This is a genomic window from Microbacterium sp., assembly GCF_035687345.1.
In the GTDB taxonomy this organism is placed as follows: Bacteria; Actinomycetota; Actinomycetes; order Actinomycetales; family Microbacteriaceae; genus Microbacterium.
Map to the genome: position 1 here is coordinate 1 of NZ_DASRXZ010000002.1, position 15,071 is coordinate 15,071.

The window sequence follows — 15,071 nt, forward strand, 5'->3', positions numbered from 1 at the left end:
CTCGGCGCGCTCGGTGATCGACCTGGAGAACGGGCGCATCTACCTGCCGCCGGCCTCCATCCCGGGAGGCCACGGACTGCGCTCGATGGCGCTGCAGGCGATGGCGCACCGCCTGCTCGGACACAAGCCGCCGAGCGACTACGCCGACTTCCTCATGCAGCGGCTCGAGATCAACTACTACGCCGCGTGCTGCCTCATGCCCGAGACCGCTGCGGTCGCGTTCCTGCAGCAGGCGAAGAAGGACCGCAACCTCGCCGTCGAGGACTTCCGCGACGCGTTCGGCGTGACGCACGAGGCGGCGGGAATGCGCATGACGAACCTGCTCACGCACCACCTCGGCATCCGGCTGCACTTCCTGCGCGTCGACGGATCGGGGGCGATCACGCGCGTGTACGAGAACGACGACCTGCCGCTGCCGAGCGACGTGACCGGATCGGTGGACGGGCAGATCGCGTGCCGCAAGTTCGCCGCGCGCGCCGCGTTCGCCGAACAGAACCGCACGACCGAGTACTACCAGTACACCGACACCCCGAGCGGCACGTTCTGGTGCTCGACGCAGACGGGCACGACCGCCGACGGCGAGTTCTCGATCACCGTCGGCGTCCCGTTCGACGACGCCAAGTGGTTCCGCGGTCGCGAGACCCACAAGCGCGCCGTGTCGACGTGCCCCGACGAGTCGTGCTGCCGCCGCCCGCCCGACGATGTCCGCAACCGCTGGGAGGGCAAGGCGTGGCCGAGCGCCCGCGTGCACATGCAGATGTTCTCGCCGCTCCCGCGCGGCGCCTTCCCCGGCGTCGACGACAACGAGGTGTATGCGTTCCTCGACCGGCACGCCGAGGGCTGAGACGGATGCCGCAACACCTCGTCAGCTCGTGATGAACACCTTGTAGCGCTCGAGCGCCGCCGCGATCTCGGCGTCGGGTGCGGCATCCGGCACGAACAGCTCCGGAATCGGATCGTCGGCGTGTCGGGACAGCGCGATCGAGTGCGTCCACCTCCCCACGACCTCGCCGTTCACGACGAGGATCGGGTGCACCATGCCGTTCATCGCCGGGCCGATCGTCTTGAGGAACTCGGGTGCGCACGGCACGGTGCGGTCGACGTAGGACAGGTAGTACTCCTCGAACGGCGGGAGCGCGACGACCGAGGGGGCCGAGGGGACGCGCCGCGGTGCGGGGCCGGCCGCGACGTACTGCGGCTCGGGCTCGGCGGCGACGACGACGAGGCGCTCACCGGCCCGCTCCGCCGCTTCGCGCGAGACGCCGAGCGGCAGTCCCGTCCACCACGCGAAGTCCCGTGCTCCGGCGGGTCCGTGCGAGGCGATGTAGCGGACGAAGAACTCGGCGAGGGGATCCTCGGGCCACACCTGGTCGGGCGCCCACTCCTCGAGGAGCACCCAGTACTGCTCGCGCGTCGGCCCTCCGCTGCGCGGCACCACGGGGCCTTGGCAGATGATCGAGCGGATCGAGAGTGCGACGAGGGTGTGATAGCCGCGCTGCTTCGCGGTCGAGACACCTGCGGCCTCGAGCACCTCGAACAACTCCTTGCGCGTGAGGCGATTGCCACCGCCGAGTGCCGCTCGCACGGCCCGCTCGGCCTTCGCGACCTCGGCGTCGTCGAGGCCCTCGTTGCGATGCACGGCCGCCGCCTGGCGCCGCTGGCGCTCGCCCGTGATGCTCAGCACCCACGCGAGCTCGCGCGCGGGGATGATGTGGATTGTTCCGCGCATCGTCCACGACCGCACGATCTCTCCGCGACCGAATGCGGCGTCGATGTCGCTCACCGAGGGGGCGCCGCGCGTGCGCTGCGCGATCGCCCAGCGGCCTCCCCAGAACTCCTGCGCCTGCGTCGCGAGCATGTGCTCGGCGGCGGCCGCGATCGTCGGAGCGGGAGCACTCAGCCGATGGGATCGGAGCCTGCGCTCACGGACTCGCTCGACGGACAGGGTGGGCGGGCGACGGGCGGTCGGGGCATCCACTCCCCCATCATGGCGGCGGGCGCCGACACCGCGCCACGGGCTCCGGTCGTCACCGCGGGAGGACGCGACACGAGCGGAGGACCGGTCGGGGAGCATCCGTGACCACCCGTCGCATCTCCTCCCCTCGCGCCGCCGCTTGCCCGATCGAGCGACACACCCGCACGCCGCCGCGCCGATACGATCGGTCGCGGAGGAGAAATGGTCGTTGCGCTGTGGATCGTCAACGTCGTGCTCGCGCTCGCCTTCCTCGTGGCGGGCGGCGCCAAGCTCATCCGACCGCGGGAGGCGCTGCCTTCGCTGGGGATGCGCTGGACCGAGGACTTCGGCGATGCGTCCGTCAAGGCGATCGGCGCCGCCGAGGTGCTCGGTGCGATCGGACTCATCGTGCCGATCGCGACCGGCATCGCGCCGATCCTCGCGCCGATCGCCGCCGTCGCGCTCACGGTGCTCATGGCCGGCGCGATCGCCACGCATGTGCGCCGCCGCGAGCAGTTCGTACCGCCGCTCGTGCTCGGCATCATCGCGATCGGCAGCGCGATCCTCGGTTTCCTCGTCGTGCTCGGCTGAATGTCTGTCGATCTCTACTGCACAGAGATCTAGTGTGACTGCACACTCCCTGCTACTGTCTGGCTGACCCCGGCTGGTCGCGGTGCATCCGCGAGGTCGACGAAGACACACCAGAGGAGTGCCGATGGGCAAGTCCATTCCGCGCGCAGGCGAGGACCACAACGAGAAGGACGGGCCGGGCGCTCCGGGCGTCTCCCGTCGCAATCTGCTCCTGGGCAGCGGTGCCGCCGCCGCGGCGGCCGCGATGGGCGTCGGCGCCGCCGTGCCGGCGAGCGCCGCGACGGCGTTCGCGCCGCCCACCTACCGCATCGCGGGCAACCGCGACGACGAGGGCGACCTGCTGCTGTACAACGGGCGCATCCACACCATGGATGACGGCAACTCCGTCGTCGATGCCGTGCGCGTGCGCGACGGTCGGTTCGTCGCCGTCGGCAAGGCCGCCATGGCGGGCGGCGCCGGCAAGCGCATCGACCTCAAGCGCCGCACCGTGGTGCCGGGCCTCATCGAGAGTCACACGCACTTCGTGAGCCTCGCGAACCGGCCCGGGTATCACGTCGCCGAGTGGGAGCTCGCGAAGGACGTCGCGGGAGTCCTCGCGGTGCTCAAGGCGCGGCGCAAGGACGTCCCCGAGGGTCAGTTCATCACCGCGATGGGCGCGGGCACGCCGCGGCAGTTCGCCGAACGGCGCACACCCACGCTCGCGGAGCTCGACGCCGCGATCCCCGACCGGCCGGTGTTCCTGTACGAGAGCTTCGGCGGCCCCGGGCGCACGAACACGCTCGGCAAGCAGTTCTTCGAGTCGGTCTCCGACCCCGCGGTGGTCGTGGGGCCGGACGGCGTGCTCACGCAGCCGAACGCCGACTACGCGCTGTATCACCTGCGCATCCGACAGACGTTCGAGGACCTGCAGCGCAGCGCCCTCGACGCGATGGCGTTCTCGGCGTCGGTCGGCGTGACCCTCAACTACGACCAGGTGCTGTTCGTCACGCCGAACGGCACCCTCGATCCCTCCGCGCTCGAGACGCAGCCCAACGACGGGCTGCGCAAGCTGAACCACTTCCGCATGTACGACGCGTACCTCGAGCTGCACCGACAGGGGACCGCGTTCGTGCGGCTGCTCATCAACTTCCTGCACCACCAGGGGTTCATCCCCGCGCTCGGCGGGCTCGACAAGCAGCTTCCCGAATTGCGCGAGCGCCTCAAGAACCAGTTCCCCGACTTCGGCGACGACATGGTGCGCACGCGCGGCATCGGCGAGTGGGGCGCGCCGTTCGCGACGCCGTCGAACCCCGACGCCTACGCGGTCTGGCTCGAGGCGCAGCGGCTCGTCGCCGAGGCGGGCTGGCACAACGAGAACGCCCAGGCGACGACGGCGGGCATCGAGCAGGTTGTCACGGCATGGGAGGCGATGGACGCCGAGTACGGCATCAAGGACCTGCGGTGGGGGCTCCAGCACGCCGACCTCGCCACGCCCGACCAGCTGCAGCGGCTCAAGACGCTCGGCTGCGGCGTGTCGGTCTCGGGGTTCCGCTGGCTCAACGGAGTGCCGCGCGCCGACGGGCTGCCGGTCGGGCCGCTGTTCAAGGACATCGTCGCCAGCGGCATCCCGATGGGGCTCCACGAGGACGGCACGCACATCGCACCGCACAACCCGTTCTACGCGATGCACTACGCCACGACGGGGCTCAACGTCCTCGGAGAGCAGATCAACCCCGGTCAGCAGATCACCCGTCAGCAGGCGCTTCACGCGTACACGCGCGGCGCCGCGTGGTTCTGCGGGCGCGAGGACGTGCTCGGCTCGATCGAGGCCGGCAAGCTCGCCGACCTCGTCGTGCTGGACCGGGACTACTTCTCGGTGAGCGACGCCGCGATGCGCGACACCCGCCCGATCATGACGATCATCGACGGGCAGATCGTGCACGACACCGGCGACCTGCGCGGCAAGCGCGACTGGAAGCACGACCGCGACTCCCGCTGGGATTGGCGCGAGGTCGTCAAGCCCGGTCGCGGCCGTCGCCGCTGACCCCCCCCGGAGACCGGCGGGGAGGGTGCCCGAGACACCCTTCCCGCCGGTTCAGGTCAGCGGCTCCGCATCCGTCAGAACGGGTTCGGCGTCAGCGTGTACTTCGTCTGGAGGTACTCGTGGATGCCCTCGGCGCCGCCCTCGCGCCCCAGGCCCGACATCTTCCAGCCGCCGAAGGGCGCCGCGGCGTTCGAGACGACGCCCATGTTGAGGCCCATCATTCCCGTCTCGAGACGCTCGATCATGCGCTGACCGCGCGCGAGGTTCTCGGTGAACACGTACGACACGAGGCCGTACTCGGTGTCGTTCGCGAGGCGCACGGCCTCGTCCTCGTCGTCGAACGGCACGATCGCGAGCACCGGCCCGAAGATCTCCTCGCGGAGGATCTCGGAACCGGGCTTGACGTCCGTGACCACCGTCGGCTCGTAGAACGTGCCCGGGCCGTCGATCGCGTGACCGCCCGTGCGGAGCTCGGCACCGCGGTCGACGGCATCCGTCACCAGCTCGTTCGCCTTCGCGACCGCGCGGTCGTCGATGAGCGGGCCGATCTGCACGCCCTCCTCGGTCCCCCGGCCGATCTTCATCGCCTTCACCCGCTCGGTGACGCGGCGCGCGAACTCGTCGGCGACCGAGCGGTGCACGATGAAGCGGTTCGCCGCCGTGCACGCCTGGCCGATGTTGCGGAACTTCGCCGTCATCGCGCCGTCGACCGCCTTGTCGAGGTCGGCGTCGTCGAACACGACGAACGGCGCGTTGCCGCCGAGCTCCATCGACGTGCGCAGCACGCCGCTCGCGGCCTGCTCCAGGAGCTGCTGGCCGACGGGGGTCGAGCCCGTGAACGAGAGCTTGCGCAGGCGCGGGTCGCGGATGATCTCCTCCGACACGGGGCCCGATGCCTTGGTCGTGACGACGTTCACCACGCCCGCGGGCAGGCCGGCGTCTTCGAGCAGCTTCGCGAAGTACAGCGTCGTGAGCGGCGTGAGCGCGGCCGGCTTGATGACGACCGTGCAGCCCGCGGCGAGCGCGGGGGCGATCTTGCGCGTCGCCATCGCGAGCGGGAAGTTCCACGGCGTGATGAGGTAGCACGGCCCCACGGGGTGCTGCGACACGATCATGCGCCCGGTGCCCTCGGGGTTCGCGCCGTAGCGACCCTGGATGCGGGCCGCCTCCTCGCTGAACCAGCGCACGAACTCGCCGCCGTACGCGACCTCGCCGCGCGCCTCGGCGAGGGGCTTGCCCATCTCGACCGTCATGAGGAGCGCGAACTCCTCCTTGCGCTCCTGCAGCAGGTCGAACGCCCGACGCAGCAGCTCGGCGCGCTCGCGCGCGGGTGTCGCCGCCCACGACGGGAACGCCTCGACGGCGGCGTCGAGCGCCGCCTTGCCGTCGGCGACGGATGCCGACGCGATCGTCTTGACGACCTCTCCGGTCGACGGGTCCGCGACGTCGAGCGTCTCGCCGCCCTCGGCGGCCCGCCACTCCCCTCCGATGAACAGCCCGTCGGGAACGGATGCCAGCAGTTCGGTCTCGCGCTCGTCGGTCACAGGGACTCCCTCGTTCTATGCATGCTCTTCGGCCATTCTGCCCGCGCTCGCGCGGCTCGGGACCTGTACGCCGTGTACTTCACGTGCGGATCGATCTCCGGCGTGTACAGGGTCCGGGCTGCGGTCACGCGGGGACCGCTTCGGAGCGCTGCTCGTCGGTGGACGCCGACGACGCGGCGACCGGCACGAAGACGCCCGCGAAGAAGTCCGCGAGCTCCGCGGTCGCGGTCAGCGGCAGGACCGCCGCGACGTACTGGTCGGGACGCACGACGACCACGGCGCCGTCGCGGGAGATGCCGCGCTCTTCGAAGATGTCGACGTCGGTCCATGCGCTCGGCCCCGAGGCGTACACCTTCTCCCAGTCGGTCAGGCCGAGAGGACCGGTCTTCGGCAGGAACACCTCGGGCACGCGACCGAGGTCGACGTCCTCGAACTTCTGCTGGTAGATCACCTTCACGTCGAAGACGGCGTCGATGTCGGCGCCCTGCGGCGTGTACTTGTGCACGGGCGACTCGGGGGACGCGATCCATGCGGCCCAGTCGGTGAGGGCGGATGCCTCACCCGGCGCCGCCGCGTCGGCGAACGCGTACACGCGCCACCGGCCGTCCGCCTTCGCGTGATGCCCGAGGTGGATCGCGTTGCCGTCGCACACGCGCACGACCTCGGCGGACTTGAAGCGCTTGCCGAGCGGGAAGCCCTCGGCGAGCGCCTGGTGCGCGGCATCCGCCACGATCTGAGACGGGCCGTACTGCGTCATGAAGCCCGACGGGAACTCGGCGGTGCCCAGGTAGTAGTTCGCGAGGTCCTGCGGATCGGTGATCTCGTCGGGCTTGCGCGCCATGAGCGACGACCACTCGCGGTCGAAGTCGATGAGCTGCTGCGCCACCGGCTGGCGCTCGGCCGAGTAGGTCTTCAGGAGCGACTCGGGGCTGAGGCCCGTGAGCACCTGGCCGAGCTTCCACCCGATGTTGAAGCCGTCCTGCATCGACACGTTCATGCCCTGACCGGCCTTCGCGGAGTGGGTGTGGCATGCGTCACCCGTGAGGAACACCCGCGGCGAGCGGCCTTCGTCGCCGTCGTCGAAGCGGTCGGTCACGCGGTGGCCCACCTCGTAGACGCTGTGCCACGCGACGGACTTCACGTCGATCGAGTACGGGTGGAGGATCTCGTTCGCGCGGCGGATGATCTCCTCGACCGGCGTCTGCCGCACGCGGCGGTTGTCGTCCTCGGGCACTTCGCCGAGGTCGACGTACACACGGCAGAGGTAGCCGCCCTCGCGCGGGATGAGCAGGATGTTGCCCGCCGCCGAGTTGATCGCGCACTTCGTGCGCCAGTCGGGGAAGTCGGTGTTGACCATGATGTCCATGACGCCCCACGCGTGCGCCGCGAAGCGGCCGACGTGCTTGCGTCCGATCGCGTCGCGCACGCGGCTGCGGGCGCCGTCGCATCCGACGACGTACTTCGCGCGGATCGTGCGCTCCTCACCCTCGCGGGCGCCGGCGACGTGGCGCACGCGCACCTCGACGGGGTGCTCGCCCTCGTCATGCACCGTGAGGCCGAGGAACTCGACGCCGTAGTCGGGTGTGATGCGGGCGGGTCCGAACGCGGCGGCCTCGGCGAAGTAGTCGAGCACGCGCGCCTGGTTCACGATGAGGTGCGGGAACTCGCTGATCTTGAATCCGTAGTCCTCGGTGCGCGTCGTGCGGACGATGTTGCGCGGGTTCTCGGGGTCGGGTCCCCAGAAGTTCATGTAGGCGATGTTGTAGGCCTCGGCGATGATCCGCTCCGCGAATCCGAACGCCTGGAACGTCTCGACGCTGCGCGGCTGGATGCCGTCGGCCTGACCGAGCTCGAGCCGCCCGTTCCGCCGCTCGATGAGGCGGGTCGTGACCTGCGGGAACTGCGACATCTGGGCGGCGAGCAGCATGCCGGCGGGGCCCGATCCGACGATCAGCACGTCCATCTCGTCGGGCAGCTCTGCCGGACGGTCGATGCCCGTCCCGGCGGCGGGCTGCACGCGCGGCTCGCCCGAGACGTATCCGTGGTGGTGGAACTGCATCGGATTCTCCTCAGCGTCGAGGTCTTGTGGTTTGGCGCTGCGTGTTCTATATTCGAACGCGCAGTTCTACTATTGAACAGATCGTATACGAAACGGATGCCCCGGCGCAATGGCCTCCCGCGCGCGCTTGCGGCGGCGCCAGAGGGCCCGGGATCGCACGAACGACGGCGCCCTCGACCCCGCGGCGGCGACTCGAGCGATCTCGGCATGATCACGAGGGCACGGGGAGCGACATGAGCGGATCGAACGGGCAGGCGCCGGCGTCGCAGACGCTGAGCCGAGGCATCCGGATCCTCGAGATCCTCGCCGACGCGCGGGGCCCGCTCTCGATCGACGACCTCGCCGCGCGCCTAGGGGTGCACCGCTCGATCGCGTACCGGCTCGTGCGCACGCTCGAAGACCACGGCGTCGTCGCGCGTGATGCGTCGGGGCGCGTGCAGCTGGGCGCGCGCATGGCGGCGCTCGCCGCAGGCGTCGCCCACGATCTGCAGGCCGAAGCCCTCCCCGAGCTCACCGCCGTCGCGAACGAGCTGGGCATGACGTGCTTCCTCGCGGTGCTCGATCGCGACGAGTGCATCACGCTCGCGAGCGTCGAGCCGCGCCACGCGGTTGCCTCGGTCGCGCAGCGGCCGGGTGCGCGGCACTCCATCCTCGTGGGCGCGCCCAGCAAGGCGATCCTGTCGACGCTGCCGGAGTCGGAGTGGCCCGTCGAGGTGCCGCCCGCGCTGCGCGCCGAGATCGCGCAGGCGGCGGAGCGCGGCTACGCGACGAGCCACGACGAGGTCATCCCGACCGTGCAGGCCGTGTCGGTGCCGCTGCGACTCCGCTCGCACCGCCCCGCCGCGATCGCCGTCGTGCACGTGACGGGCCCCACCGACCCCGACGTCATCGCGGCACGCCTGTCGAAGTCGGCCACCGCGATCCGGGAGGCGCTCGGCGCCTGAGCCGACGGCGCCTGAGCCGACGGCCCGGATGCCGGGCGCGGATGCCGGGCGTGGGTGCCGGGCGTGCGGAACTCCGGAGAATCGCGCTCAGCGCCGCCCGCACCCGCGTGAATCCGCGGCACCGCGCCCCGCGGCATCCGGCTTCTCCGGAGTTCGGCACGTGCGAAGCACGCCTCCGCGCCGTCCTATACTCGTACCCGTCCGGCGCGGCGCAGCCGCCGCCGGTGCTCGAAAAATGGGCACGCAGCCGCCTCACGGGGTGCGCGAGACACATACGGCCTGACATCCGTCCTTGTCTCGAGGAGCTTCCGCATGCCCACCGTCTCCGCCCACGTCGCCCACACCCTCGCCCGCCACGTCTCCGAGGTCTTCGGGGTCATGGGCAACGGCAACGCGTACTTCCTCGATGCGCTCGAGCGCTCCACCGACGTGTCGTTCACGGCCGTGCGCCATGAGGCGGGCGGCGTCGTCGCGGCCGACGCGTTCCACCGGGCATCCGGTCGCCTTGCCGCCGCGACCGCGACGTACGGCGCCGGCTTCACGAACACGCTCACCGCCCTCGCCGAGGCGGTGCAGGCGCACGTGCCGCTCGTGCTCGTCGTCGGCGACGAGCCGACGTCCGGCCCCCGCCCGTGGGACGTCGACCAGATCGCCCTCGCGTCGGGCGTCGGGGCGCGCACCTACACGGTCGGACGGACGGATGCGGCGGCCACCACCGCGATCGCCGTCGAGCACGCCCTCACCTATCGCGTCCCCACGGTGCTCGCGATCCCCTACGACGTCGCGACCCTCGACGCCGGCCCCGTGCCGGCCGCTCCCGAGCCGCGCCTTCCGCAGCCGCTGACGCCCACGGGTCCGTTCGCCCAGGCGGCGATCGCCCAGCTGGCGCGCGAGCTCGCCGACGCCGAGCGCCCGTTCCTCCTCGCCGGACGGGGTGCGTGGATCTCGGGCGCCGGTGCGTCGCTCGGCGCCCTCGCCGACGCGACGGGCGCGATCACGGCGTCCACCGCCCTCGGGCGCGGAATCTTCCCGCGCGGCGAGTACGACCTCGGCGTGACGGGCGGGTTCGGCGCCGAGACTGCGATGGAGCTCGTGCGCGACGCCGACGTCGCGGTCGTCTTCGGGGCGTCGCTCAACCAGTTCACGATGCGCTTCGGCGAGCTGTTCGCCCCCGGCACCCGGGTCGTGCAGGTCGACACGTCGCAGACCGCGACGCATCCGCACATCGGCGGATTCATCCGGGGAGACGCGGATGCCGTCGCCCGCGCCCTCGTCGACGAGCTCTCGCGCCTCGGTGCGACGCCCTCGGGCTGGCGCGAGTCCGTCGACGTCCAGGCGCTGCGCACATACGACCGCGGAGACGGCGTCGCGCCTGACGGCCGCCTCGACCCGCGCACGGTGGCCGCGCGAATCGGCGAGCTCCTGCCGGAAGACCGCGTCGTCGTATCGGACGGCGGGCACTTCATCGGCTGGGCGAACATGTACTGGCCCGTGGCCTCGCCCGACCGCATGATGATGGTCGGCACGGCGTACCAGTCGATCGGGCTCGGGTGGCCGTCGGTGCCCGGCGCCGTTCTCGCGAAGGCGGAGTCGACCGTGGTGCTCACGACGGGCGACGGAGGCGGCCTCATGGCCCTCGCCGACCTCGAGACGGCTGTGCGGGTCGCGCGCGGACGCGGCATGGCGGTCGTGTGGAACGATGCCGCCTACGGCGCGGAGGTGAACCTCTACGGGCTCAAGGGCCTCGCACGCGAGCCGATGCTCATCCCCCAGCTCGACTTCGCCGCCCTCGCGACGGCGGTGGGAGCCGAGGGCGTCGCGGTCACCTCGATCGACGACCTCGACCGGCTCGCGTCGTGGGCGGCCGAGCCCGTCGACGAGCGGCGCTTCCTCGTGCTGGACTGCCGCGTGTCGACCCAGGTCATCGCGCCGTACCAGCAGGAGATCGTGCGCGTGAACTCCTGACGTCTCCCGACGCGGGGTTCGGCAATCCGACTCGGTCATCGACGGGACGACGGATGCCCCGACCCGCGTCGGCGACGGGTCGGGGCATCCGCGTGTGCGCGTCAGGCCTTGGACAGCCCGTAGATCGGGCTCGCGGCCTGCTCCGCCTCGTGCTCGGGGCCGAGCGGGATTCCGCTGCGGTCGCGCAGCAGGAGCGTCGCGATGAGGCCGATCACGGTCATGCCCGCGAGGTACCACGTGACCGACTCCGTCGAGCCGGTGGCCTGCACGAGCGCCTGCGCGATGGTCGGGGCGAACGCACCGCCGAGGATCGCGCCGATCGCGTATGAGATCGAGACGCCCGAGAAGCGGATCGAGGCCGGGAAGAGCTCGGCGTACAGGGCCGCCTGCGGTCCGTACGTGAAGCCGAGGCCGATCGTGAGGATCGCAAGACCCGCGAACAGCAGCCACACGTTGCCCGTGTTCACGAGCGGGAACAGAGTGATGACGCCGACGAGCTGGAGGATCCAGCCGATGATGTACGTGGTGCGGCGACCGAGCTTGTCGGAGAGCCAGCCGGCGACCGCGGTCGAGATGAGCCACGTGACGGCGGAGCCCGTGACCGCCCACAGCACCGGGGCCGGGTCCATCTGGAGCGAGCCTCCGGGGTCGGTCGCGTAGCGCTGCACGAAGCCGCCGGTGGTCATGTAGCCGATGGCGTTGTTGCCGGCGAACACGAGCGCGGCGATGATCACGAGGAGCGTGTGCTTGCGGAAGAGCTGGACGATCGGCATCCGCGTCTTCTCCTTGCGCTCCGCGATCTCGAGGAAGACGGGGCTCTCCTCGACGCGGCGGCGCACGTAGTAGCCGATGATGATCAGCACGAAGCTCAGCAGGAACGGGATGCGCCAGCCCCACTCGAGGAACGCGTCACCGGGGGCGATGACCGCCATCAGCGCCATGATGCCCGACGCGAGCAGCAGACCCAGCGGCACGCCGATCTGCGGCGACGCTCCGAAGATGCCGCGGCGCTTCTTGGGCGCGTGCTCGACGGCCATGAGCACCGCGCCACCCCACTCGCCGCCGGCGGAGATGCCCTGCAGGATGCGCAGGAAGATCAGCAGGATCGGCGCCGCGATGCCGATCGCGGCGTAGGTCGGAAGGAGACCTACGAGGGTCGTCGCGACGCCCATGAGGATGAGGGTCAGCATCAGCACGAGCCGGCGTCCGTACTTGTCGCCGAGGTGACCGGCCAGGAACGCGCCGAGCGGGCGGAAGAGGAAGCTGATGCCCACGGTGATGAACGAGAGGATCTGCGCGAAGCCCTCGCCCGCGGGCGCGAAGAACAGCTGACCGAAGACAAGACCGGCAGCGGATGCGTAGATGAAGAAGTCGTACCACTCGACGGTGGTTCCGACGACCGTCGCGAACACGACACGACGCCGGTCGGTGGCGCTCGCGATGGTTCCCGTCGGGGTGAATCCCGCGCCTTGCGGGGAGGTCTCTTCTGTGCTCATTGTGCTTTGACTCCTGTGTCGGACTCGACGTCGCTGTCAGATCGGGAGGCTTCGGCCGGCGGATGGGGTCCGTGCGTCCAGTCGCATGCTTGCCCGATCTCTGCCGATCATATACGATTTGAGATACGACGCAAGGACGGATGTTGACGGGCGAGGGGGCTCATGACTGAGACGACGCACACGAGCGCTGACACGCCGCCGTCGACGACGGATGCCGCGGGGCCCGACCCGCGATTCTCCGCCCTCCCCGGCCGACCCGGCAAGATCATCGCGGTGCACCTGAGCTACGCGTCGCGCGCCGAGCAGCGCGGACGCCGCCCCGCCGACCCGTCGTACTTCTTCAAGCCGTCGAGTTCGGTCGCAGCATCCGGCGGCACGATCGAACGCCCCGCCGGCACCGAGCTGCTCGCGTTCGAGGGCGAGATCGCTCTCGTGATCGGCACCGCCGCCCGCAATGTCTCGCTCGACGACGCGTGGCGCCATGTCGGCTGGATCACCGCCGCGAACGACTTCGGCCTGTACGACCTGCGCGCCAACGACAAGGGATCGAACGTCCGCTCGAAGGGCCGCGACGGGTTCACCCCGATCGGCCCGCGCCTCATCGACGCGCGCGGCCTGGACCCCGCCGCGATCCGCCTGCGCACGTGGGTCAACGGAAAGCTCGCGCAGGACGACACGACCGCCGGCCTCATCTTCCCGCTCGCGCAGTTCGTCGCAGACCTGTCGCAGCACTTCACACTCGAGCCGGGCGACGTGATCCTCACCGGCACGCCCGCCGGGTCGTCGGTCGTGCTGCCCGGCGACGTCGTCGAGGTGGAGGTCGACGCACCGGATGCCCCGGGCGCCTCCTCCTCCGGACGCCTCGTGACCACCGTGGTCGACGGCTCGGGTCCCGGCTTCGACGCGAGCGTCGGGTCGCTTCCCTCGGTCGACGACACGCAGCGCGTCGAGGCGTGGGGCTCCCCCGACCTCGTGCCGCCCGTGAGCGCGGCCGCGCCCCCGGTCGCTGAGCGAGCCGAACGCGAGGCGGAGCGCGACGAACCCGCCCTCTCCCCCGCGCTCCGCGCGAAGCTCGAGAAGGCCCCCGTGGCGGGCCTCTCGCAGCAGTTGCGCAAGCGCGGACTGAACAACGTCACGATCGACGGGGTGCGGCCGCTGCATCCGTCGTCGAAGCTCGTCGGCACCGCCCGCACGCTCCGCTTCGTGCCGAACCGCGAAGACCTCTTCAAGAGCCACGGCGGCGGCTACAACGCGCAGAAGCGCGCGTTCGACGCCGTCGGCGAAGGCGAGGTCATCGTCATCGAGGCGCGCGGCGAGGCGGGGTCGGGCACGCTCGGCGACGTCCTCGCGATCCGCGCCCACGCGCGCGGGGCCGCCGGCATCGTGACCGACGGCGGCGTGCGCGACTTCGACGCCGTCAAGGCCGTCGGCATCCCGGTGTACACCGTGGGAGCCCACCCCGCGGTGCTCGGGCGCAAGCACGTGCCGTGGGACACCGACCTCACCATCGCGTGCGGCGGCGCCACGGTGCAGCCGGGCGACATCATCGTCGGCGACGCCGACGGCGTGATCGTGATCCCGCCCGCCATCGCGGAGGAGATCGTCGACGCGGCGCTCGCGCAGGAGGACGAGGACGCGTGGATCGCGGATCGCGTCGCCGAGGGCCACCCGGTCGAAGGACTGTTCCCGATGAACGCCGAGTGGCGCGCGCGCTACGAGGCCGAGGTGGCGCAGGGCGCGGCATCCGGTGAGGAGCAGCGATGACCACCGTCCGACAGGGTGAGACGCCGGGGGGCCAGGACGCCCCTCAGTCCGCGCCGTCGAGTCAGAGCAAGTCGCAGCGCGCGTACCACTGGATCAAGGAGCGCATCGCGCGCCAGGAGTACACGCCCGGCTACCGGCTCGTGCTCGGCGCGATCGCCGGCGAGCTCGACATGAGCGTCGTGCCGGTGCGCGAGGCCATCCGCCAGCTCGAGGCCGAGGGGCTCGTGACGTTCGAGCGGAACGTCGGCGCCCGCGTCTCGATGGTCGACGACTCGCAGTACCGGTTCAGCATGCAGGCGCTGTCGATTCTGGAGGGCGCCGCGACCGCGCTCGCCGCGCGCCGCCTCACGACCGAGGATCTGCGCCACGCGCGCGAGGTCAATGCGCGCATGATCGAGACGCTCGACCATTTCGACCCGCGCGCGTTCACCCGGCTCAACCAGGAGTTCCACTCGACGCTCTTCGAGAAGTGCGCGAACCCGCGGATGCTCGAGCTCGTCCGGGCCGAGTGGGGCCGCCTCGGCCACCTGCGCGACTCGACGTTCAGCTTCGTCCCCGGTCGCGCCCAGGAGTCGGTGCAGGAACACGAGAACATCGTGCTCCTCATCGAGCGTGGCGCGCCGCTCGGCGAGATCGAGAAGGCCGCCCGCCGTCACCGGTCGGCCACCCTCGACGCCTACATGATCCACGAGCACCCCGACGAGGTGCTCGGGCTTCCCGCTTTCTGACCC

Annotated in this window: 10 protein-coding genes and 1 pseudogene; 7 read left to right on the forward strand and 4 right to left on the reverse strand. The window is 71.0% G+C overall.

Annotation, left to right across the window (positions count from 1 at the left end; genetic code table 11):
• Positions 1-844, forward strand: a pseudogene (locus VFF97_RS00130) (XRE family transcriptional regulator); the annotation flags it as partial.
• A 21-nt stretch (positions 845-865) separates the two neighbouring features.
• On the opposite strand, the gene VFF97_RS00135 reads toward VFF97_RS00130, so the two are convergent.
• Positions 866-1,978: a winged helix DNA-binding domain-containing protein gene (locus VFF97_RS00135; RefSeq protein ID WP_325031461.1), complete on the reverse strand. Its 1,113-nt coding sequence runs from the start codon at positions 1,976-1,978 to the stop codon at positions 866-868.
• A gap of 198 nt (positions 1,979-2,176) precedes the next feature.
• Between VFF97_RS00135 and VFF97_RS00140 the strand changes: the two genes are divergently transcribed.
• Both VFF97_RS00140 and VFF97_RS00145 read left to right on the forward strand, forming a co-directional pair.
• Positions 2,177-2,545 carry a DoxX family protein gene (locus VFF97_RS00140; protein WP_325031462.1) on the forward strand — a complete coding sequence of 123 codons (369 nt, stop codon included), beginning with the start codon at positions 2,177-2,179 and terminating at the stop codon, positions 2,543-2,545.
• Between the two features lie 124 nt (positions 2,546-2,669).
• Positions 2,670-4,568: an amidohydrolase gene (locus VFF97_RS00145; protein WP_325031463.1), complete on the forward strand. Its 1,899-nt coding sequence runs from the start codon at positions 2,670-2,672 to the stop codon at positions 4,566-4,568.
• Between the two features lie 74 nt (positions 4,569-4,642).
• On the opposite strand, the gene VFF97_RS00150 is transcribed toward VFF97_RS00145, so the two are convergent.
• Both VFF97_RS00150 and VFF97_RS00155 read right to left on the reverse strand, forming a co-directional pair.
• Positions 4,643-6,112: an NAD-dependent succinate-semialdehyde dehydrogenase gene (locus VFF97_RS00150; protein WP_325031464.1), complete on the reverse strand. Its 1,470-nt coding sequence runs from the start codon at positions 6,110-6,112 to the stop codon at positions 4,643-4,645.
• Positions 6,113-6,236: 124 nt separating this feature from the next.
• A complete protein-coding gene (locus tag VFF97_RS00155; RefSeq protein WP_325031465.1) occupies positions 6,237-8,171 on the reverse strand; it encodes an FAD-binding monooxygenase in 1,935 nt (644 codons plus the stop codon).
• Positions 8,172-8,404: 233 nt separating this feature from the next.
• Here VFF97_RS00155 and VFF97_RS00160 point away from each other — a divergent pair, with 233 nt between their 5' ends.
• Together VFF97_RS00160 and VFF97_RS00165 are read left to right on the forward strand one after the other, a co-directional pair.
• The gene (locus VFF97_RS00160) at positions 8,405-9,115 is read left to right on the forward strand and encodes an IclR family transcriptional regulator (protein WP_325031466.1); all 711 of its coding nucleotides are present in this window, start codon (positions 8,405-8,407) and stop codon (positions 9,113-9,115) included.
• 312 nt (positions 9,116-9,427) lie between these two features.
• A complete protein-coding gene (locus VFF97_RS00165; RefSeq protein WP_325031467.1) occupies positions 9,428-11,080 on the forward strand; it encodes a thiamine pyrophosphate-binding protein in 1,653 nt (550 codons plus the stop codon).
• Between the two features lie 101 nt (positions 11,081-11,181).
• Here VFF97_RS00165 and VFF97_RS00170 read toward each other — a convergent pair whose 3' ends face one another.
• On the reverse strand, positions 11,182-12,576 hold the full coding sequence (locus VFF97_RS00170; RefSeq protein WP_325031468.1) for an MFS transporter: 1,395 nt from the start codon (positions 12,574-12,576) through the stop codon (positions 11,182-11,184).
• A 162-nt stretch (positions 12,577-12,738) separates the two neighbouring features.
• Here VFF97_RS00170 and VFF97_RS00175 point away from each other — a divergent pair, with 162 nt between their 5' ends.
• The gene (locus VFF97_RS00175; RefSeq protein WP_325031469.1) at positions 12,739-14,340 is read left to right on the forward strand and encodes a fumarylacetoacetate hydrolase family protein; all 1,602 of its coding nucleotides are present in this window, start codon (positions 12,739-12,741) and stop codon (positions 14,338-14,340) included.
• Positions 14,337-15,068: a GntR family transcriptional regulator gene (locus tag VFF97_RS00180; protein ID WP_325031470.1), complete on the forward strand. Its 732-nt coding sequence runs from the start codon at positions 14,337-14,339 to the stop codon at positions 15,066-15,068. Before VFF97_RS00175 ends, VFF97_RS00180 begins: the two co-directional genes overlap by 4 nt.
• Positions 15,069-15,071 lie beyond the last annotated feature (3 nt).